The organism is Pseudomonas sp. AK106 (assembly GCF_053903055.1).
The window spans coordinates 3,945,983-3,966,886 of record NZ_CP096426.1 but is presented as its reverse complement, the minus strand read 5'-3'; the positions used below and the strand labels follow the sequence as shown (position 1 = coordinate 3,966,886).

The window sequence follows — 20,904 nt, the reverse complement described above, 5'->3', positions numbered from 1 at the left end:
GATCATGGCACAGGACATTGGCTCATTCTCATGGGCGCTCTACACGCCTTAGCCTGGAGATAAAATCATTTATGGAAAATAAACTGGCCTCCAAGACAGCCGTCGTTACCGGCGCGGCTCAAGGCATCGGTGCCGCCATTGCAAAACTCTTCGTGCAAGAAGGTTGCTTCGTTTACGTCACGGATATCAACGAAGCGCTTGGTCGTGCGGTTGTAAGCGCGTTGGGGGGGGGGCGCGCCTGTTTTCTGCGTCTGGATGTGCGGCGTGAAGAAGATTGGCAACGATTGGCCGGGCAGATTTCAAATGACGGCCGCCGTTGGGATGTTCTCGTGAATAACGCGGGCATCACCGGATTCGAGGATGGCGCTGTGCGGCATGACCCGGAACATGCACGGCTGGAAGATTGGCGTTCGGTGCATCAAACCAATCTCGACGGTGTATTCCTCGGATGCAAATACGCCATTCGCTCCATGCGCCCGTCAGGCGCCGGTTCCATCGTCAACATCTCCTCTCGCTCCGGTCTGGTGGGTATTCCAGGTGCCGCCGCGTATGCGTCGTCCAAAGCTGCCGTCCGCAATCACACTAAAACGGTGGCGCTTTACTGCGCCGAACAAGGGCTGAAGGTTAGATGCAACTCGATACACCCGGCGGCCATTCTGACCCCCATGTGGGAACCCATGTTAGGCAGCGATGCCGGTCGCGAAGCGCGAATGGCTGCGCTGGTTCGAGACACGCCGCTCAGGCGATTCGGAATGGCTGAAGAAGTGGCCGCTCTGGCCTTGTTGCTCGCGTCGGATGAAGCCACGTACATCACGGGCAGTGAGTTCAACATTGATGGTGGGCTGTTGGCCGGAACGGCTGCGACTCCCGCAATCGTAGATGACAGCGAAACCTAGGCATTAATGTCGCGGGGGCGAGAGACGGTTCTGCCCGATAACGGGCCATCGCTGGCAGCAGCCTTTGACCCCTCGGCAGTACAAAAATGTAGTACATGGCGGGGAACCGATCTGCGTGCTGGTACCACACACAGCTACGAACATGCCTTGCCTGCTTGTAACGCCCCAGGTAGCAGCTTTCCACGTGCCAGGGCGCTTTAGAAGAAGGCGCTGACGGATTGGTGATTTCATGCTCACAGACCCCAACCTGCGTTTTTCTACGCCGTCTCGCTCGCCCCGGGCCCGCAATGCGCCCGCCGACACGACGCTAAACGGCCTCCCGCCAATGGGGGACGACACCCGCTCCTGGCTGACCGAAGTGGCCCGCGCACTGGGCCTGTCGCCCCAGGCAGCCGCCACTTTCACACGCTACGGCATGCTGACGCTGTCACCCTTGAACGTGGTGATGGTCCGCCAGCAAGAGGAACCGCCCAGATGGTCCCTGCTGGGGTTCATTCAGTCGCCGACCGGGATCAGCCCTTTGCTTTGGCGCGAGGCCCTGCTGCGCGCCAACTGCGTGAGCATGGCCCTGGACACCTGCGTGTGGGCCCAGGATGCAAGCGGCGCCACGCTGCTGGTCAAGCAATTGCCCTTCTACCACCATAACGACAGCCAGGCGCTGATCAAGGCTCTCGAGCAGATGCAAGCGCTGGGGGCCAGCCTGCTGGTCACGCTGATAGCTGCCGCCAACGCCAGCGAGAATCCTCCCGAACAGCCCTCGGCGGATATGGCACCGGCCAACTCGCAATTGGCGCAGCTGGGCGAGAAGGTCGACGCCATCGCTCAGCAGCAGATCAACGACCAGTGGCACCGCCCTTTGCTTGAGCGGGCCTTCACCGCTTTGCAAGTGCCGCTGCCAGGCCAGGCGTTCGGTAGCGTGGGCTCGCTTAAGGTGAATGATCGCTACATCGACATCATCGCCGACCCCGACCAACGCCACCTGTTGCTCAGCACGCCGGTGGCGGTTGCCCTGAACGGCAATGAGCAACGCGGCGCCGCTTTGCAGAGCAATCTGTACTTGATGACCGGCGCCCAATGTGGCGTCGCCCTGGCACCGGCTGGCGCCAGTCTGCAAGCGCGCTGGGACAGCACTGGGCTCGATGGCGACGACCTGGCGAGCTGGCTGGTGCGTTTCGTGACCCTGGCCGTTGGCATTGACAGTAATCAGCGGCCCGGGGCTACCTCCGGCAGGCGTTTGAACGGGAGCAATATCTGATGGTTGGCGGCATTGGCAATAACCACGTTACGGCCCCTCTACTGCCCAGCACGCAGCCGTCTGCAGGCAACGCAGGCAATGCGGGGCATCAACCACCTACTCTGCAGGACCGCTTGCGCAACGCTGGTCACTCGGCATTAGCGACGGGTGGCATGCTCATTGACGATACGCGGAACAGCCTGCCTTCGGGCCGCACCATGGGCGCCATGGCGGGGCACGCCTTGCAACAGGCGGTGACTTGCGGGGCCACCACCTTCGCCCGCGAAGAAGTGTTCATGCATGCCTACAATGCCATGCTGCCAATACTTCAGGACCAGGGCGCCCCGGCGTTGATGGCCGCCCAAGTGGCGGTGTCCGGCACCAAGATAGCGGCGAACCTCTATCGTCATTCACGCCTGGACCACCCGGATCCGGAAGCAGGGGTGAGGGGTCACTTTGGCCTCAGCCCCGAGCAGTGGCAGAGCAAGACGCCGACCGAAAAAGCCGCGCTCACGGCCGAACATAAGAGCGACTCGCGCAATGTGACGCGCAACGAGATCGTGGCCGACGCCGCTTTCCTGGTGATGTCCGCGCTGAGCCACAGCCATGGCGATGGCGCCCTGGCTGCCCGGGTGCTGGCGACCCAGATGCGCAATCTGACCTACGCCGCCAGCCGCGAAACCTTGCAGGCGACCGTCTCCACGACCACCAGCAGCAACGGCACGAGCACCCATGGTGTCAATTCCGATCATATGAACGCCAATGCCTGGACGTACTCAGCGATGACCCTGGCCATGGGTTACCTGCAAGATGCGGTGATCGGCCATGCCTTGCCCGCCGGGCAATCGGCGGCGGGCCCAACGGTTAATGATGAGCATGGCAAACCACTGACCGGCGCGGCGCTCAACAGCGCGATCAACACGGTGGCGGGCATACGCGCCTTGGCTAACACCGCGATCGAGACAGTGGATGCCTACCGGGGCAAGCACGCCAGCCTTGCTGAAGTGGGCGATACGCAAAAGCTTCAGACCGATGCAAGCAAATTGTTACCGCTCAAGGATTATGAGCGTTTGCTTGACCATTCTCCTGCGCGCTTGAGCTGGAACAATATTTCAGGGGCCCTGCCCCTGGCGCTGGACACTCTGACCAAGGGCAAGGTCTCGCCCGCTGTGTCTCAGTTCTTTAATAACGCTGGCGCCGCTGCCATGTTTGGTTTGACCTACGAAACGGTCAACAAGACCTACAATGCCCATGCCACCAACCGGGCTGCCCGCGCCGCATTGAATACCGGTAGCCCCCAGACTACCGGCGGCCAGGCGGGTGTTACCGCCACGGTAGCACCGGCGCAAGTGCAGCCAACTCCAACTGCACCGGCGCAAGCGCAGCCAGCTCCAGTCGCGCCGGCGCAAGCGCAGCCGGCTCCAACTGCACCGGCGCAAGCGCAGCCAGCTCCAGTAGCACCGGCGCAAGCGCAGCCAGCTCCAACTGCACAGGCGCAAGCGCAGCCAACTCCAATTGCACCGGCGCCTGTCGCCCAGCCGGTTCCAGCCCAACCTGCCCAGGCCCCGCAACCAGCCGCCCAGGCCAGCACACTTGCCCCGGCAACACCGGCGAGCCGAACTGCACCCAAACCAGCGCCAGTGCCGACCTCCGCCTTGGCCCAAGCCTCTATGAGGTCTCAAGCCCGTTTTGCTAATGTGGGCGTAGGCCAATCGTCCGCGGGCCCTGCCCGTTCGCCGGCCGCCGTGGCTGCCGGTGCCGCTGCCATTGCTCGTGCCGCCGCTGCCGCTCGACCCGCGCCCATGCCCACATCGACGCCGACCGCCGCTCAAGCCGCCGCTGCCTTAGCCACACCTGTCGAGCCAAGCGATGCGGCAGCGCCTGCACCTGAGAGCATAAATATGGACTTGGCAGACAGCTCGAGCGGGAAGCCGTAATCGGCAGTGGGATGTCAGCGTGCGGTGAAGGTACCTACCCGATCCGCCGCCTCCATCATCAGCAAGATCAAGCTGGCCAAGACCGGGCAGGGCGGGGCCTCGGGGATCTGGGGCCCAATCCAAACACCGATTACCGGCAAGATGATCGACACTATCACCCACAGACCCCGGGTTATTTTGAATGTTGAGTCGGATGATGAGCAGGTAACAATGAGCAACAGCAGAACTGCGTTGGTAACAGGCGCAACCAAAGGAATCGGTTTCGCGATCAGCACCCATCTAAATCAGTTAGGGTGGAACGTGATCGGCATCGCCAGACATCCCATTGACAACTTTCCTGGGAAGCTATTGCTCTGTGATTTAGCCGACACTAAACAGACGGGTGAAATGCTTCAGCAGTTGCTAGAGCGAACGTCCATCGATGCCGTCGTCAATAATGCAGGTGTCGCTGCCCCCCAAAGCCTGGAAGATCTTGATCTCGAAACGCTTCAAAGAGTTATGGACTTGAATGTTCGAGCCTCTGTACAGGTAACACAGGCTTGCCTGCCGTCACTCAAGCAATCTCCTGCGGGACGGATAGTGAATGTATGCAGTCGGGCCATTTTTGGAGCCCGAGACAGAACTGCCTACGCTGCCGCAAAAAGCGCCTTGGTGGGTATTACTCGTACTTGGGCACTTGAGTTGGCGCCCATCGGTATCACGGTCAATGCGGTCGCGCCTGGCCCGATAGAAACCGAGCTGTTTCGAAAAACCAGGCCTGTTGGCAGTGAAGGCGAGCGTAAAATACTTTCCACGATTCCAATGCAAAGGCTGGGGACCCCGTCCGAAGTTGCCTCCTTGATTACCTTCCTTCTGAGTGACGGAGCATCCTTCGTGACGGGCCAAGTGATCAGCGTCGATGGCGGAGGAAGTCTCGGTGGCAGATAGCGTTGAGAGAGATATTTCTCGTATGTGGGCGTTTATCTATTTCTCGGAGTTTTCACACAGCCTGGGCCGAAAGCAGACGCCCATATCCCTGCTGAACCTAAACCGTTCTCGACCCAAGATCGCTAATCAATGGGCTCTTTTCAAAAGCTGACCATTTCCCACGGTAAACCGACCACTGCGGACACCTTGAAAGCGCATACCACGCGTTACCGCAGATGAAAGCTTGGTCTTCCAGTTCGCCCCGCTACGTATAACGGCAACGTATCAAGTGCCTGACTTGATCTTGGTCCAGGCCCGCGTGCGGGCGCGTTCGGCGTCACGCCCCAGAGGCTTGAGCGTATAGAGCGTGGCCATCGCGGCCTCGGTGGGGTACAGGTTGGGATTGTTGCGAATCGCCGGATCAACCTGTTCGGTAGCGTCTTTGTTGGGGTTGGGGTAGCCGACAAAATCGCTGATTGGCGCGATCACCTGCGGCTGCAGCAGGTAGTTGATAAATGTGTAGGCGTCTTGGGGGTTCTTGGCACCCTTTGGGATGGCGAGCATGTCAAACCAGATAGGTGCGCCTTCCTTAGGCAGGCGTATGTCTACGGTCACGCCGTTCTTGGCCTCTTTGGCGCGGTTGGCGGCTTGGGAAAAGCTGCCGGAGTAACCGACTGCGACGCAGATGTCGCCGTTGGCGATATCCGCCATGTATTTGGAGGAATGGAAGTAGGTGATGTAGGGGCGGATTTTCATCAACAGCGCTTCGGCCTTCACATAATCCTTGGGGTTGCTGCTGTTGGGGTCGAGGCCCAAGTGCTGCAAGGCCAGGGGCAGGATTTCGGAGGGCGAGTCCAGCAGCGCTACACCGCATGACTTGAGCTTGCTGATGTTTTCTTCCTTGAAAATCAGGTCCCAGCTGTCCACTGGCGCATCGGCACCCAGGGCGGCCTTGACTTTGTCCGGGTTGAAGCCGATCAGGATGGTGCCGTACATGTAAGGAACGGCGAATTTATTGCCCGGATCGTTGGCCTCGATCAGCTTCATCAGCTTGGGATCGAGGTGGTTCCAGTTCGGCAATTGGCTGCGGTCCAGCGGCTGGAATATACCGGCTTCGATCTGCTTGGCCAGGAACACGTTGGATGGCACTACCACGTCATACCCTGAGTTGCCGGTGAGCAACTTGGCTTCCAACGCTTCATTAGTGTCGAAGATGTCGTACACCAATTTAAGGCCGGGATTCTGCGCCTTGAAGTCCTCCAGCGCCTTGGGGGTGATGTAGTCGAACCAGTTGTAGACCCGCAGGGTTTTCTCTTCGGCATGAGCCATGCCGCTGATAACGGCAGCGCAGAGGATAAGTGACTTGAACATGGTCATTGGGCAGCCCCTTCAAAACCTTCGAGAACGTTGACGGCATTGATGCCGATTTCTTCCACCGCGTAGCCGCCTTCCATCACGAACAGCGTAGGTTTACCCAAGCGGGAGATGCGTGCGCCCATCGCCAGATAATCCTCGCTGTCGAGTTTGAATGTCGAGATCGGATCGTCCTTGAAGGTATCCACGCCCAGGGAGACGACGATGATGTCAGCGTCATAACGATCAATTTCCGTGCAGGCTTGCTCGAGCGCCGCGCTCCAGGTTTCCCAGCCGGAACCGGCCGGCAGTGGATAGTTGAAGTTAAAACCGGCACCTGCGCCTTCACCGGACTCGTCGGCATAGCCCAGGAAAAACGGAAACTCCGCTTCCGGGTGGCCGTGAATCGAGGTAAACAGCACATCGCTGCGCGCATAGAAAATCGACTGGGTGCCGTTGCCGTGGTGGTAGTCAACATCCAGAATCGCGACCTTTTTGTGGTCCTGATCAAGAAAAGCCTGGGCAGCAATAGCGGCGTTGTTTAGGTAGCAATAACCGCCCATCAAGTCGCCAGCTGCGTGGTGTCCCGGCGGACGGCACAGGGCGAAAGCACTGTGGGCACCTTGCTGTATCGCTTGTTGGGCGCTAAGCGCGACCTGCGCCGCCGAGTAGGCTGCCTGCCACGTGCCGGCGGTGATTGGCGCCCCGCCGTCGAAGCTGTAATAACCGAGTTGACCATGCAGGCTTTCGGGTAATACGCGGCGCAGCGTACGGGCAGGCCATGTGTAGGGCAGGAGGTCGCCGTCCTGACCGAATTCGGTCCAGCGCTCCCAGGCACCTTTGAAGAAATCGAGGTACTCCCGGCTATGAACGCGTTGCAGCGGTTCCAGACCAAAGTCCTGCGGCGCCTGTACCTCGCCAAGTTGACGGTCCCTGACCCGTTGTAATACATGATCGGCGCGTGAGGGCATTTCGAAGCAGGGCATCAACTGCCCGTCCATCAGCTCACAGCGGCCGTGGTGCAGGTGGTGATCATCCGAGTAGATTGTCAGCATTTGTTGTTCTCCGCGGGCTGTATCGGTCAATACAGTCTTGCCTTGGGCGCGGTTTATGAGAACGGCAAGTGCGGCCAAAAGGGGATAAATATGGCCAGATTTTCTGTCCGTAATTCGCCCCTCAATGAGGCGTCATGCGCGAAATTGGCTCGGCGCCACGCCACTCCAGCGCACGAAGGCGTGCCGAAAACTTGCGGTCTCGCTGAAGCCCAGAGCCTCGGCGATCCGGTAGATGGGCCACCGGTCTTCGGCGAGCAGTTGCTTGGCGCGTTCGAAACGAAGTTCGTCGAGCAGTTCCTGATAACTGCAGCCCAGGTCGTGCAGGTGTCGACGCAAGGTGCGCGCCGAGCAGTTCATCTGTCGGGCCAGCATGTCCAGCCTAGGTGCGGCATGCAGTTGTGCAGCCAGCGATAGCCGGATTCGCCCCAGCCAGGCCTCGCGCCCGGTGAATTCCGTGTTCTGTTTTCGGCAGCGCTCGGTCATGGCCTGATGGGTTACCGCGTCAGCCAGCGGTAAAGGCTGGGCGAGCCAGCGTTTATCAAAAGCAAATGCATTGACGGTGGCCTGGAACTGCAACGGACAGTCGAAACATTCAGCGTAGCGAGTCTGATAGTCCGGCGCATCGTGCTCAAAGCGGGCGCCCAGCAAGGGCAGTGAGTGGCCGAGCAGGTCGTCGCAAATGACCTTCAGCGACCCCAGGCACAGCTCGACATTGAAAGCGGTCAGTGCCGGATTCTCGCGGTAATCCCCCGCAGTGAACCAGATACGCTCGCCGTCTTCCTCCAGACTCAGCTCGAACAGTGTTCCCAGCAGCGCGGGATAACGCAGAGCCAGACGTAGCGCGTCACCGAAAGTGGCACTGGTAAGCAGGGCATAGCCGAGCATGCCGTAGGATGAGACATGCATACGCTGCCCCACGATCAGGCCGATGTCGCGCTGCAGAGCCACGGCGTTGGCGCACACCTGCATCTCCTGATGCGTGGCGATGCGCGTGTCGGCACGGTTCAAGTCCGCTGCGCATATGCCGCTGCCGGCCAGCAGCGCCTCGGCGGACCAGCCTTGGGCCTTGAACGTGCTCAGGACCAGTGAGACAGCATTGAGGGTGGTGAGATGGGAGTGCAGCATGGGGACTTCCAGCGAGGCGAGGAATACGAGAAGGGCAAGTTATGTGCCGGAATCCCGCCTGGTTGATTTTGCTTCGGCGACTGGCTGTTGGAGCCTGGGCCGGTTCGACCTCCATCGCCTGTTCCGGCCTTCGAGATCTCGGCGCTCTGGCATGCCGCATGGACGCTGACCCCATCCTTCGCAGCTCAGGCATGCTACCTTCACCCCGCCATTGATCACCGCATCCTCCATGGAGAATATCCCGTGCTGATTGCCCACCTTTCCGATCTGCATATCAGGCCGCAAGGCATGCTTTATCAGGGGCTGGTTGATTCAAACACGATGTGCGAGCAGGCCATTGCACACCTGAACAGGCTCATGCCGCGACCCGATGTCGTGATCATCACCGGCGACCTGGTGGATGAGGGGCTACCGCAAGAGTATGCAATGGCGCGTACATTGCTGGCCGGGATCGAGCAGCCGTTGCTGATGATTCCTGGCAATCATGATGACCGAAACTTAATGCGTACTACCTTTCCCCAGCCGTATCTCTCTTCAACGGCAGGCCCGTGGCACTTCGTCGCCGATGACCTCGGACCGGTACGGATCATTGGTGTGGATGTGACCGTACCGCAGGAACATCACGGCGACATGAGCGAGGCGGCTGGGGCCTGGCTCGATGCGGCACTTGCCCAGGAGCCGACGCGCCCTACTCTGGTCATGCTGCACCAGCCGCCGTTCCTCAGTGGCATTCCTTACATCGACACGTATGCCTGCCGGAACTCGGAGCGGCTGCGCGAGGTGGTGCAGCGCTATCCGGCGATCGAACGTGTGGTGTGCGGACACATTCACCGCTCGATGCAGTTACGTTTTGGCGGCACAGTCCTGTGCACTGCGCCCAGCACAACGACGGCCATCGGGTTGGCCCTGGATGCAGAGGCTGAAGAGGCGTCGTACGTGGAGCCGCCGGCGTTACTCCTGCATCACTGGAAGGTGGATACGGGTCTGATTACCCACTGGGTGCCAATCGGCACATTCCGCGGGCCACTGCCGTTTGCATGACCGCAGGAGTGGGGCGGGACCTGAAGAGGGGTGAGTCCCGGCATCGGTTAAGTGCGGGTGAAGGGTTGCTGCCGCCCCCAAAGGAGTCGTCTGTGCAACCAAATGCCTTGGATTCGATTTTGATGCGCAGAGTAGGGAATTTCGCTTACCTTGCACTTGATCCGGTCAGCTGTGAGCGAACCGTCGAACAGGCCTGAGAAAAGCTGATATTGGATAAGCGGCTCGGAGAGAGTCTGCTCGAACTGCGGAGTCGTATTCCCCACGCGGGAGAGACTCCTGCATCACCGTCTAAAGGAATAGGATTCATGTTTATGCGCCGCGTTGCGTTAGGTTTACTGATTCTGGGGTTCAATGTCTCGGCAGCACTGGCCGGGACTATTTGCACGATTGTCGCTGACACGAGAAGTGGTGAGCTTCTGCTTGAAGAAGGTGATTGCAGCAGCCGAGTGACCCCCGCCTCAACGTTCAAGATCGCCATTAGCCTGATGGGCTTTGACGCAGCTTTTCTGCAAAACGAGCATTCTCCTACTTTGCCGTACCGTCCCGGTGATCCTGACTGGGGCGGAGCTGCATGGCTGGAGCCGACCGATGCAGCGCGGTGGTTTCAATACTCCGTGGTGTGGTTCTCTCAACGCGTTACGCATGCGCTTGGAGAGGCTAAGGTCAAGCGATATGCCGAGTCATTCGATTACGGAAATACCGACCTGACGGGTGATCCGGGGAAAAACAACGGCCTTGATCGTGCCTGGATCAGCTCCTCGTTGAAAATCTCTCCTCGCGAACAGATCAATTTTCTGAACAGGCTGGTGAACCGTCAACTACCCGTGAGCCCCCATGCGTTCGATATGACGAGTCGGATTTCGCAAATCGCCTTGCGGCCAGACGGTTGGGACGTTCACGGTAAAACAGGCACAGCATTTCCTCGGATGGGAGACGGCACAAGCGATGAGGCTCATGGATACGGATGGTTCGTCGGTTGGGCAACGAAGGGCGAACATTCCCTGGTTTTCGCCCGTCTAGCTCAAGATGACCACGCGCAGCCGATGCCCGCAGGACTGCGAGTTCGTGATGCGTTACTGGATGAGTGGCCCGAGCTGGCCAGATCGCTGGTGAAGCGATGAAGGGAGCCCAGCAGGCCGGGCGCATCCGTCTTGACCGTTACTGAGCTGTCATCAGCGTAAAGGACCGCCTCATGCACATACCCCCTAATCTCGTCATTCACGAAACCACCCACTGGCTGATCAACCACCGCAAGGACAGCCACCTCCCAGGCTACTTGATGCTCAGCGCCAGCCAGTTAACCAATTCACTGGCAACCTTACCCAACGAAGCGCTGGCCGAGCTCGGTGTATTACAGGCCCAAATCCAGCAAGCCATCGAAACCCACCTGCTCCCCAAACGCCTCTACATCGGCCGTTTCGGCCATGACGCGGGCCATTCCATTCACTTCCATTTCATCCCGATCTACTCATGGGTCGAGGCGTTGTTCTGGAAAGACGAACGTTACAGATCGCTGCAAACCTTCGGCTCGCTTCCTGACGGCTCCAACCAAACCGACGGCGCGGAACTGACCCTCTTCGTATGGCGAGAATTCTGTGAGCGCCCTGATCCTCCGCCGATAGAAGGCCCGTCCATCGATCAAGCCATCGCGGCGCTGCGGCATGCATTCAGTCCCGACACTCGTATCTGATGGCAGGGCCAATTTCCGAAAAACGACAGCCCCGCAAAAGCGCTCGGTCAACCAACGGCTGCCAACATGAAAGCGCCAACCCACCCGCCACAAAAAAACCAAAATCCTGCCCAATTGTGTGATCCCGCCCCTCCAGCATTCGTCATGAACCCTAACCCCTGCTGCCGTCAGGGGATCAACGCCAGGACCCTCCATGCAAACGCTGTTGAACGAGATTCTCGACGAAGTGCGTCCCTTGATCGGCCAGGGCAAGGTGGCTGATTACATTCCCGCGCTGGCCGACGTGCCGGCGCAGCAATTGGGCATTGCCGTTTATGGCAACGATGGCACCTATTATTGCGCGGGCGATGCCCTGGAGCCGTTCTCGGTGCAGAGCATTTCCAAGGTGTTCAGCCTGGTTCAGGCGATCGGTCATTCTGGCGAAGCCATTTGGGAGCGCCTGGGCCATGAGCCGTCGGGTCAGCCGTTCAACTCGCTGGTGCAGCTTGAGTTCGAGCGCGGACGCCCGCGTAACCCTTTTATCAATGCCGGGGCTTTGGTGATCTGCGATATCAACCAGTCGCGGTTCGCTGCCCCGACCTTGTCCATGCGCGATTTCGTACGGCGGCTGTCGGGCAATCCCCAAGTGTTGATCGATGCCCGCGTGGCGGATTCCGAATATCAATTCCGCGCACGCAACGCGGCCATGGCCTACCTGATGCAGTCATTCGGCAACTTCCATAACGAAGTCGAAACCGTGCTGCGCAGTTATTTCAGCTGCTGCGCGCTGAAGATGAGCTGCCTGGATCTCGCCCGGGCGTTCTGCTTTCTGGCGAACAACGGGTTCTGCAAACACAGCGGTGAGCAGATCCTCACGCCGCGCCAGACCCAACAAGTGAACTCGATCATGGCCACCAGCGGGCTGTATGACGAAGCCGGCAATTTCGCCTACCGCGTGGGATTGCCGGGCAAGAGCGGGGTAGGGGGCGGAATCGTCGCGATCGTGCCCGGCCAATTCACCGTGTGCGTGTGGTCGCCGGAACTGAATGCTGCCGGGAATTCACTCGCCGGCATGGCGGCGTTGGAGTTGCTGAGTTCGCGGATTGGCTGGTCTGTTTTCTGACAGGGGTCGTGGTTGTTTGACGTTCGGTGGATCATTGAAAAAGTTTGACCGGCGGGCGCGTTGGTCGCTTTTCCGAGAAAGCCGAATCGAGCCGTGTCGAGGGCGAAGGGTTACCCGATACAATGCCGCTTTGGCCCTGTCCAGTTCGAACCAGTCTGCGGGATGTTGATGCCGTGGCGATGTCGGGAGATCCGTGTGACTACTGTTCCAGTCGACCCCAGCGGCGATGAGCGCCTGTCTCATGTGCTGAATGCCAGTGAACGGCTCGTCATGGCGGGATCCGTGGACGAAGTCATCGCCGTGCTGCGAGACGTGGCGCGTGCCACGCTCGGCGCGGATGGCATTGCGGTGGTGATTCAGGACGAAGGACGGTGCTCTTACATAGCCGAAGATGCGGTCTCTGCGCTGTGGCAGGGCCAGACCTTTCCGGCTGACCACTGTGTTTCCGGGTGGGTCATGCACCGCGGCGAGACGATTGCGATCCGTGACGTCCGGCTCGATCCACGCATCTCGCAAGACATCTACGCGCCGACCTTTGTGCGTAGCCTTGTTATGGCACCCATCGGTCGGCCTGTGCCGGTCGCGGCGCTGGGCGCCTATTGGTCCCAGGTCCGCAGTCACGATGACGACACGGTCAAACGCCTGGAAAGTCTGGCGCGGCTGGCAACCATCGCCATCGAGAATGCGCGCCTGACCCAGGCCCGCAATCGTGCGGCTGCACTCGGGGCCGCCCAGAACCGTATCCTTGAACTGGCTGTTGAAGAAACACCGCTGAACGCCGCGCTGGACGCAATCGTCCGCGAGGTGGAGGCGCTGTCGCCGTCCCGTTTCCTGGGCAGCATCCTGCTCCTGAACGAGGAGGGCAGCCAGCTGCAGCATTGCGCCGGGCCCAGCCTTCCCCTTGCATTTATCGAGGCTGCCGCACACATCACTGTCGGCGCAGGTTCAGGATCCAGCACAACCGCGACCATTCCGAACTCGCGGACGGCGGTGTCCGACATCGTGGACGACCCTCACTGGACCGAATTCAGGGCGGTTGCCGTCGGACACGGGTTGCACGTTTGTGGGGCGATTCCGATCCGTTCGGCGCAGGGCGCCATGCTCGGCACTTTTGTCATGTATCACACCGAGCGGCGCGAGCCCTTGACGGCGGATATCGAGATCGGCGATTTCGTGGTCAAAACGGTGGGACTGGTCGTGCACCGTGCGCGCGCTGAGGCCGCCATTCGCAGCAGCGAGGTGCGCTACCGCCAGATAGTCGAAGGCGCCGAGGACTTCGCGATCATCACCTTCGATGGGCGGGGGGCCGTCACCGGTTGGAACATCGGCGCCCAGCGCATCGTCGGTTACTGCGCCGATGAAGTCATGGGCCGCGACGGTGATCTCTTCTACACCGATTCGGACCAGATCGAACGGGTCTTTCAAGCCGAGCTCGAACTCGCCATGGAGCAGGGGCGCGCCGTCAACGAACGTTGGCACGTCGATAAACACGGCGCGCGCTTCTTGGGCTCGGGTTTGATGATGCCGCTGGCAACGGATCAGGGCGGCTTCGTGAAAATCTTCCGCGACCGCACGGCCGAGCATCAGGCGGAGGCGGCGCTGCAAGAGAGCGCGGCGCGGCTGAGCTTTTTTGATGAACTCGACAACCGCCTTTTCAACATCCGCCGGGCCGAAGACGCGATGCTCGCGGCGACCGAGTTGCTCGGGCGCAGGCTCAACGTGTCGCGCTGCGCCTACGCAGATGTCGACATCGACCATGACCGCTTCTGGATTCGCAGCGACTACAACGCGGCTGGCATTCAGAGCTCGGTCGGCGCCTACAGCCTCGATCTTTTCGGCCCGCGGACGGCGGCTGACATGCGCGAAGGCCGAACCCTGATCGTGCGCGACGCCGTTGCAGAACTCGGTCCCGGCGAAGGCCTGGAGACCTTCCGCGGGATTGGCATCGACGCGATCATCTGCTGCCCGCTGGTCAAGAATGGCCGGCTGACGGCCATGATGGCGGTTCATCAAGATCAGCCTCGCGACTGGTTGCCCGCTGAAGTCCTGCTGGTCAGGGAAGTAGTCGAACGCTGCTGGGCGCATGTCGAGCGTGTGGGCGCCGAGATGCGGATGCGCGAGAGCGAAGAGCGCCTGCGCCTTGCCGTCGAACACGCCGATATCGGTTTCTGGGACGTGGATATCGTCCACGACGCGTTGATCTGGCCGCCCAGAACCAAAGCAATGTTCGGCATCCCGGCTGATGTGCGGGTCACGATTCAAGACTTTTATGACGGCTTGCATCCGGAGGACCGGGACGCGACGATCGAAGCCTTTACGGCGGCCAGCGACCCCGAACGCCGCGCGCTGTATGACGTGGACTACCGCACCGTCGGCAGAGACGATGGTGTGATTCGCTGGGTGGCCGCCAAGGGGCGGGGCGTGTTCGACGCCGCCGGACGCTGCCTGCGCGTCACCGGCACGGTGGTTGAAGTGACGGCCCGCAAGGATGCCGAGGAGGGGCTGCGCGAACTCAATGCCACGCTGGAAGTGCGGATTGCCAAAGCCATCGCCGAGCGCGAAGAAGTCCAGGAGGCGTTGCGCCAGAGTCAGAAGATGGAGGCCATGGGTCAGCTGACCGGCGGCGTCGCCCATGACTTCAACAACCTGCTCACCCCGATCGTCGGCACCCTCGACATGCTCCAGCGCAAAGGCGTAGGCGGCGAACGTGAGCAGCGGTTGATCTCCGGCGCCGTGCAATCGGCCGATCGCGCCAGGACACTCGTGCAGCGGTTGTTGGCTTTTGCGCGCCGTCAGCCGCTGCAGCCGGTGTCGGTCGACGTGGCGAAACTGGTGAACGGCATGGGCGATCTCGTCGCCAGCACCACCGGGCCGCAAATCCGGGTCGTCGTCGATGCCCCGCCTGATCTGCCCGCCGCCATCGCGGACCCGAATCAGCTCGAGATGGCGCTTCTGAATCTTTCCGTGAACGCGCGGGACGCCATGCTCGAAGGCGGCACGATGAGGATCTCGGCGAGTGCCGAATGGGTGTGCACCGGCCACCGTTCCAGGCTGCCGACCGGCGACTACCTCTGTCTGTCCGTTGCGGACACCGGCATTGGCATGGATGCGTCCACGCTCGCCCGGGCGGTGGAACCGTTCTTTTCCACCAAAGGCGTCGGTAAAGGCACGGGGCTTGGGCTGTCGATGGTGCATGGCCTGGCGTCCCAGCTCAACGGCGCGCTGACGATCCAGAGCTCGCCGGGGCTCGGGACGAACGTGGAGCTGTGGCTGCCGCGTAGCATGACCGTGCCGGCGGCGTCGTTGCGTATCGACGAGGCCCCGGACCGGCGCTCCATGCGCGGGATCGCGCTGCTGGTCGACGATGAAGACCTGGTGCGCGCCAGTACGGCGTACATGCTGGCCGATCTGGGTTATCGCGTGATCGAAGCCTCGTCCGGTGAAGAAGCCTTGCAGTTGTTGGGCACCGGGCAGCCTGTCGATCTGATCGTCACCGACCACCTCATGCCGGGCATCAGTGGCACCGACCTGGCCAGACGCGTCCGAAACGCCCGGCCCGGGACGGCGATCCTGCTGGTCTCGGGGTATGCCGAACATGAAGGGCTCGACCCGGATTTGCCGCGCCTGACCAAACCGTTCCGCAAAAGCGAACTGGCGGCGAGTCTTGCTCAGTTGGGAGGGACGGCCTGAGGCGTCTGGCGGGTCTCAGGGGTATCAACACGCATCCCACGACCGTCCGAAACTTCAGCACCCCCTCACTTCTCTGCCATCATTCCCTCATCGCTTCAAACTGAGGGCAGGCAATGTCTATCGGACAGCTGAAGATCAACGCCATCCGTCTCGTCGGCGGGGCTGCGGTGCTGGATTACCTCAATACCTGTGACGGCCGTCGGCCGGGCACGGGGTTGCGGGAGGTCGTCGACAAGCTGGGCAACCTGGAGGACATCGTCCACTGGTTTCACCACGCCGGGCTGATCGACGATCAGGAGCATCAGCACTTCGTCGCGCTGCTACAGGATTCGTCCTGGCACACGATGACGGCATTTGGACAGTTAATCGATTTCCGCGAAGCGTTGTATCGGTTGCTGCTGCCCATGGCGCTGGGCCACGGGCCTGGCACGTCCAGCCTGGATGCGTTGAATCAGGCACTGGTGGACACCGCTGGCCAGCGTTTGCTGGTGCTGACGCCTGCGGGCGTGATCTGGCGCTGGCGTGTGGGCGATGATCTTGGCTCGATGACGGCCGGTTTCATCGGTCGTCTCGCGGTGCAGGCAGCAGCGCTGCTGACCACCAGTGATCTGACGCGTCTCAAGGCCTGCGCCACGCCGGATTGCGACTGGCTGTTTCTCGATACGTCGAAAAACGGCCGCCGTCGCTGGTGCCAGATGAATATTTGCGGCGCCCGGGAAAAGATCAAAAGGGCCACGGTCGAGTCATGAGCACTGGCGTCCGTGCAGCCTGTGGCAATCTGCGCCCTAACACCGGCAAAAAGCCAGGGAACCTGCCACGTTCTCAAGCTTCTTATCTCTAGTTCACAAGCGTCGGGGCAGGTGCCGCGGCGGGACATGAGAGAGCACAGGCATGGGCGACATTCGTATCGGCATTTCAGGCTGGCGTTACACGCCGTGGCGCGGGGATTTCTATCCCGTCGGCCTGACGCAGAAAAACGAGTTGAAATTCGCCTCCAGAGCCGTGAACAGTATCGAAATCAATGGCTCGTTCTATTCGCTGCAGTCTCCCGACCTGTACGCGCGCTGGTACGACGAGGCGCCGAAAGGCTTCGTCTTCAGCGTCAAGGGCCCGCGCTATATCACCCATGTCCGCCGCCTCAAAGAAATCGACGAGCCCGTCGCCAATTTCTTCGCCTCCGGTATTTTCCAGCTCAAGGAAAAGCTGGGCCCGATCCTCTGGCAGTTTGCGCCCAACTTCACATTCGACGCCGAGCGCTTCGAGCATTTTCTGAAACTGCTGCCCCACGACGGTAAAGCCGCCAAGGCCTGTGCCAGCAAGTGCGCCGAGCGGTTGCAGCAACCGGGTTATCTGGACATTCCGCCCCGCCTGAAGCTGCGGCACGCCGTTGAAATCCGCCATGAAAGCTTTAAGGTGCCGGCCTTTGTCGCGCTGCTGCGCAAGTACAAGGTCGCGCTGGTGGTCGCGGACACCGCCGGCAAGTGGCCCCACGTCGAAGACCTCGCCACCGACTTCGTCTACGTGCGACTGCATGGCGACAAGGAACTCTATGCCAGCGGCTATTCCGACGAGGCGATCAAGCACTGGGGCGACCGCATCGACGCGTGGCAGCGGGGCGCGCAGCCCAAGGATGCTCAACTCATCGTGGACAAAGCGCCCCGGGCGCGGAAATCCCGCGACGTCTATTGCTACTTCGATAACGACATCAAGGTCCGCGCGCCCTACGACGCGCGCCGGTTGCTTGAGCGTTTCAATCTCACTGAAAACCTGGAAGTTGCGCCAGGCGATTTGCATGGAGCCACGTTGTGACCAGTGCCCTGATCCCCGAAGAACTCCACGGCCGACGACAAAGCGCGTCGACGTCGGTCACGCTTAATGTGCTGACCATGAACATGCACATGGGCTTCGGTTTCCTCAATAAACGCTTCATCCTGCCGGAACTGCGCGACGCGGTGCGTACGGTATCCGCCGATATCGTGTTCCTGCAGGAAGTCCACGGCGAGCATCAGGACCACGCGCAGAACGTGAAAAACTGGCCGACCACGTCGCAGTACGAATTCCTCGCCGACAGCATGTGGAAGGATTTCGCCTACGGCCGCAATGCCGTGTACCCCCATGGTCACCACGGTAATGCACTGCTGTCCAAGTACCCGATTATTCGCCACGAAAACCTCGACATTTCCATCCACGGCACCGAAGAGCGCGGCCTGCTCCACTGCGTGCTGGACGTGCCGCATTTCGGCGAGCTGCATGCGGTGTGCGTGCACCTGGGCCTGAAAGAGGTTCATCGCCAGCAGCAGCTGAAATTGCTCGCTGATCTGGTGGGTCGGTTGCCGTCCGATGCGCCAGTGATTGTGGCGGGGGATTTTAACGATTGGCGGCAGAAGGCCGATGGCGTGTTGAATCCTGCCGGGCTGCGCGAGGTCTTTGTTGAATCATTTGGGGCGCCGGCGAAGAGTTTTCCGGCGCGCTTTCCGTTGTTGCGCCTGGACCGTATTTACGTGCGCAACGCGCACATCCGGTCGCCCAGGGTGATGTCGAATCGTCCCTGGTCGCACCTTTCCGATCATGCGCCGTTGGCGGTGGAGGTAACGCTATGAGGGGTATGAGAGCGATGGGCGCCATGTGTGGCCTTTGGCGGGACGGCAACTCGGTGGAGTTGTTGATCAATGGCGAAGACTTTTTCGCCCGGGTGTTCGACGCCATTCGTGCGGCGCGCGAAGAGGTGCTGATCGAGACCTTCATCATCTTCGAAGACCGCGTCGGCGAGGGTTTGCAGCAGGCCGTGATCGAAGCGGCCAGCCGTGGCGTTCGCGTGATTATCACGGTGGACGACTACGGCACCAGCGACCTGAGCACGGCGTTTGTCAGCAAGATGATCGAGGCCGGCGTGCAGATTCAGCTGTTCGACCCGCGCCCCAAGCTTATGGGCATGCGCACCAACCTGTTCCGGCGCCTGCACCGCAAAGTGGTGGTGATCGACGGCGAAACGTCGTTCATGGGCGGGATCAACTACAGCGTCGACCACATGGCCGACACCGGCATCACCGCCAAGCAGGACTACGCAGTGCTGGTGCGCGGGCCGATCGTCGCCGACATTTATCGCTCGACGCTGGGCATGCTCGGCCCCGCGGTGCGCAAGACCTTCACGCCGCTCAAGCCGGTGACGCGTCAGGCCGGCAGCGCGCGCATGCTTCTCGCCGAACGCGACAACCGTAATCACACCACCGACATCGAAGAGCAATACCTGCTGGCGATGCGCAACGCGACTCAGCGCATCACCATCGCCAACGCCTACTTCTTTCCCAGCTACCGGTTCCTGCGTGAACTGCGCAATGCGGCCCGACGCGGGGTGAAAGTCACGCTGATCCTCCAGGGCCAGCCGGACATGCCATTTGTGCGCGTGTGCTCGCGTCTGACCTACACCTGGCTGCTGCGCGAAGGGGTGATCATCCACGAATACAAACAGCGGGCGCTGCACGGCAAGGTCGCGTTGATCGACCACGAGTGGTCAACGGTGGGCTCGAGCAACCTCGACCCGCTGAGCCTCGCGCTGAACCTGGAAGCCAACCTGTTCATCCGCGACCATGCCTTGAACCAGCGCTTGCACGAACACCTGCGCGACCTCGCCGTGGCCCACAGCAAACAGGTCAACCTCAAGGGCCTGGCGAAAGGGCAGTGGTGGCGTGCACCGATGATCTTCCTCAGCTTCCACTTCCTTCGGCACTTCCCGGCCATTGCCGGCCTGTTCCCGGTGCACGGTCCACGCCTGAAACCCCTGCGCGCGCCTGAAACCCTGCCGGAAGCCGCCGCGCTCAAAAACGAGCTGCCGGCCGATCAGGAGAAATCCCTATGACCGGCGTCTCTCAAGCCTCCACTCACGAGCAGAAACCGGCCGACGCGGGCAAGAATCGTCCGTGGCTGACGTGGGCCAAGCGCGCCTTCACGCTGTTCTTCTTCATCGCGGTGCCGGTGCTGCTGTTCACCCTGATGAAAAACCTCGACTGGAACGAGGTGATGCACGCGCTGGAGTCCTACAAGCTCAGCACCCTGGCGCTGGGCTTTATCATCGCGGCAGGCAGCTACCTGACGTATTGCTGCTTCGACGTCCTGGCCCGGCGCTACACCGAACACAAATTGGCGGTCAAGCAGATCATCCCCGTGACCTTCGTTTGCTACGCCTTCAACCTCAACCTGAGTTCCTGGGTTGGCGGCATTGCGCTTCGCTATCGCCTGTATTCGCGCCTGGGCCTGGACGTGCCGACCATCACCCGCATCCTCAGCCTGAGCCTGATCACCAACTGGCTGGGCTACATGCTCCTGGCCGGTTTCGTGTTCGCCGGGGACTTCGTCGACCTGCCCGAAGGCTGGAAGATTGGCGACACCACGCTGCAACTGATCGGCTTTGTCTTGCTGGCCGTTTGCCTGGCGTATTTTTTGGCCTGCCGCTTCTCGAAAAAGCGCACCTGGACCGTCCGCAAGCAACAGTTTGTCCTGCCCTCGCTGAACCAGGCACTGCGCCAAGCCCTGCTGGGCGCGCTGAACTGGGGACTGATGGCGCTACTGATCTACGTGCTGCTGCCGGAAAAAGCCTTCTACCCGGCGGTGCTCGGGATCCTGCTCATCAGCAGCATCGCCGGCGTCATCGCCCACATCCCTGCGGGACTTGGCGTGCTTGAGACAGTGTTCATCACACTGATGCAACACCAATTCAGCAAAGGCCAACTGCTGGCCGCGCTGATTGGCTATCGGGTGATCTACTTCCTTATCCCGCTGATGATTGCGCTGGTGGTTTACGTCGTATTGGAAAAGCGCGCAAAGGCCATGCGCAGCAAGAACGAAGGGCAGTTATAGGAGAAGAGATCGACTACCTGG

The 20,904-nt window shown here is 60.8% G+C and carries 17 protein-coding genes; 14 read left to right on the top strand and 3 right to left on the bottom strand.

All coding sequences use genetic code 11. The annotated features are described in order from the left end of the window. The first annotated feature begins 71 nt into the window (after positions 1-71). The 4 genes from M1E04_RS17505 (at position 72) to M1E04_RS17490 (ending at position 4,994) form a co-directional block, all read left to right on the top strand. On the top strand, positions 72-896 hold the full coding sequence (locus M1E04_RS17505; RefSeq protein WP_456291786.1) for an SDR family oxidoreductase: 825 nt from the start codon (positions 72-74) through the stop codon (positions 894-896). Positions 897-1,125: 229 nt separating this feature from the next. Then, positions 1,126-2,151, top strand: coding sequence for a type III secretion system chaperone (locus tag M1E04_RS17500; protein ID WP_369306357.1), 1,026 nt, complete (start codon positions 1,126-1,128; stop codon positions 2,149-2,151). Between the two features lie 152 nt (positions 2,152-2,303). Next, a complete protein-coding gene (locus M1E04_RS17495) occupies positions 2,304-4,067 on the top strand; it encodes a hypothetical protein (protein WP_456291785.1) in 1,764 nt (587 codons plus the stop codon). 210 nt (positions 4,068-4,277) lie between these two features. Further along, on the top strand, positions 4,278-4,994 hold the full coding sequence (locus M1E04_RS17490; protein WP_192134838.1) for an SDR family oxidoreductase: 717 nt from the start codon (positions 4,278-4,280) through the stop codon (positions 4,992-4,994). Positions 4,995-5,258: 264 nt separating this feature from the next. On the opposite strand, the gene M1E04_RS17485 is transcribed toward M1E04_RS17490, so the two are convergent. From M1E04_RS17485 to M1E04_RS17475, 3 genes are all read right to left on the bottom strand, one after another. Then, complete coding sequence (locus M1E04_RS17485) at positions 5,259-6,350, bottom strand: polyamine ABC transporter substrate-binding protein (protein ID WP_456291784.1); 1,092 nt, start codon at positions 6,348-6,350, stop codon at positions 5,259-5,261. Further along, entirely contained in the window at positions 6,347-7,381 is a 1,035-nt protein-coding gene (locus M1E04_RS17480) for a histone deacetylase family protein (protein ID WP_456293210.1), read from the bottom strand. Before M1E04_RS17480 ends, M1E04_RS17485 begins: the two co-directional genes overlap by 4 nt. A gap of 132 nt (positions 7,382-7,513) precedes the next feature. After that, positions 7,514-8,506 carry an AraC family transcriptional regulator gene (locus M1E04_RS17475; protein ID WP_456291783.1) on the bottom strand — a complete coding sequence of 331 codons (993 nt, stop codon included), beginning with the start codon at positions 8,504-8,506 and terminating at the stop codon, positions 7,514-7,516. A 243-nt stretch (positions 8,507-8,749) separates the two neighbouring features. Between M1E04_RS17475 and M1E04_RS17470 the strand changes: the two genes are divergently transcribed. The 10 genes from M1E04_RS17470 (at position 8,750) to M1E04_RS17425 (ending at position 20,883) form a co-directional block, all read left to right on the top strand. Further along, on the top strand, positions 8,750-9,547 hold the full coding sequence (locus tag M1E04_RS17470; RefSeq protein ID WP_108120492.1) for a phosphodiesterase: 798 nt from the start codon (positions 8,750-8,752) through the stop codon (positions 9,545-9,547). Between the two features lie 305 nt (positions 9,548-9,852). Next, positions 9,853-10,668, top strand: a complete 816-nt coding sequence (gene blaOXA / locus M1E04_RS17465) for a class D beta-lactamase (protein ID WP_456291782.1) — start codon at positions 9,853-9,855, stop codon at positions 10,666-10,668. 71 nt (positions 10,669-10,739) lie between these two features. Next, the gene (locus M1E04_RS17460) at positions 10,740-11,237 is read left to right on the top strand and encodes an HIT family protein (protein ID WP_456291781.1); all 498 of its coding nucleotides are present in this window, start codon (positions 10,740-10,742) and stop codon (positions 11,235-11,237) included. Between the two features lie 193 nt (positions 11,238-11,430). After that, entirely contained in the window at positions 11,431-12,339 is a 909-nt protein-coding gene (glsB, locus tag M1E04_RS17455; RefSeq protein ID WP_065986527.1) for a glutaminase B, read from the top strand. A gap of 282 nt (positions 12,340-12,621) precedes the next feature. Beyond that, on the top strand, positions 12,622-16,029 hold the full coding sequence (locus tag M1E04_RS17450) for a GAF domain-containing protein (protein ID WP_456291780.1): 3,408 nt from the start codon (positions 12,622-12,624) through the stop codon (positions 16,027-16,029). A gap of 113 nt (positions 16,030-16,142) precedes the next feature. Next, positions 16,143-16,778 carry a CGNR zinc finger domain-containing protein gene (locus M1E04_RS17445; RefSeq protein ID WP_456291779.1) on the top strand — a complete coding sequence of 212 codons (636 nt, stop codon included), beginning with the start codon at positions 16,143-16,145 and terminating at the stop codon, positions 16,776-16,778. A gap of 142 nt (positions 16,779-16,920) precedes the next feature. After that, on the top strand, positions 16,921-17,838 hold the full coding sequence (locus tag M1E04_RS17440) for a DUF72 domain-containing protein (RefSeq protein ID WP_296308662.1): 918 nt from the start codon (positions 16,921-16,923) through the stop codon (positions 17,836-17,838). After that, positions 17,835-18,629 (top strand): endonuclease/exonuclease/phosphatase family protein, encoded by a 795-nt coding sequence (locus tag M1E04_RS17435; protein WP_410934646.1) that lies wholly within the window; start codon positions 17,835-17,837, stop codon positions 18,627-18,629. Before M1E04_RS17440 ends, M1E04_RS17435 begins: the two co-directional genes overlap by 4 nt. 23 nt (positions 18,630-18,652) lie before the next feature. Next, the gene (gene clsB / locus M1E04_RS17430; protein WP_410929339.1) at positions 18,653-19,885 is read left to right on the top strand and encodes a cardiolipin synthase ClsB; all 1,233 of its coding nucleotides are present in this window, start codon (positions 18,653-18,655) and stop codon (positions 19,883-19,885) included. Then, a complete protein-coding gene (locus M1E04_RS17425; RefSeq protein WP_296308660.1) occupies positions 19,882-20,883 on the top strand; it encodes a lysylphosphatidylglycerol synthase domain-containing protein in 1,002 nt (333 codons plus the stop codon). The genes clsB and M1E04_RS17425 overlap by 4 nt, the downstream gene beginning before the upstream one ends. Positions 20,884-20,904: the final 21 nt, after the last annotated feature.

Coding starts and splice junctions, on each gene's coding strand:
- M1E04_RS17490 (WP_192134838.1), top strand. CDS start 4,278: ATGAGCAACAGCAGAACTGCGTTGGTAACAGGCGCAACCAAAGGAATC.
- M1E04_RS17505 (WP_456291786.1), top strand. CDS start 72: ATGGAAAATAAACTGGCCTCCAAGACAGCCGTCGTTACCGGCGCGGCT.
- M1E04_RS17425 (WP_296308660.1), top strand. CDS start 19,882: ATGACCGGCGTCTCTCAAGCCTCCACTCACGAGCAGAAACCGGCCGAC.
- M1E04_RS17475 (WP_456291783.1), bottom strand. CDS start 8,506: ATGCTGCACTCCCATCTCACCACCCTCAATGCTGTCTCACTGGTCCTG.
- M1E04_RS17485 (WP_456291784.1), bottom strand. CDS start 6,350: ATGACCATGTTCAAGTCACTTATCCTCTGCGCTGCCGTTATCAGCGGC.
- M1E04_RS17460 (WP_456291781.1), top strand. CDS start 10,740: ATGCACATACCCCCTAATCTCGTCATTCACGAAACCACCCACTGGCTG.
- M1E04_RS17480 (WP_456293210.1), bottom strand. CDS start 7,381: ATGCTGACAATCTACTCGGATGATCACCACCTGCACCACGGCCGCTGT.
- clsB (WP_410929339.1), top strand. CDS start 18,653: ATGTGTGGCCTTTGGCGGGACGGCAACTCGGTGGAGTTGTTGATCAAT.
- M1E04_RS17445 (WP_456291779.1), top strand. CDS start 16,143: ATGTCTATCGGACAGCTGAAGATCAACGCCATCCGTCTCGTCGGCGGG.
- M1E04_RS17440 (WP_296308662.1), top strand. CDS start 16,921: ATGGGCGACATTCGTATCGGCATTTCAGGCTGGCGTTACACGCCGTGG.
- blaOXA (WP_456291782.1), top strand. CDS start 9,853: ATGTTTATGCGCCGCGTTGCGTTAGGTTTACTGATTCTGGGGTTCAAT.
- M1E04_RS17500 (WP_369306357.1), top strand. CDS start 1,126: ATGCTCACAGACCCCAACCTGCGTTTTTCTACGCCGTCTCGCTCGCCC.
- M1E04_RS17495 (WP_456291785.1), top strand. CDS start 2,304: ATGCTCATTGACGATACGCGGAACAGCCTGCCTTCGGGCCGCACCATG.
- glsB (WP_065986527.1), top strand. CDS start 11,431: ATGCAAACGCTGTTGAACGAGATTCTCGACGAAGTGCGTCCCTTGATC.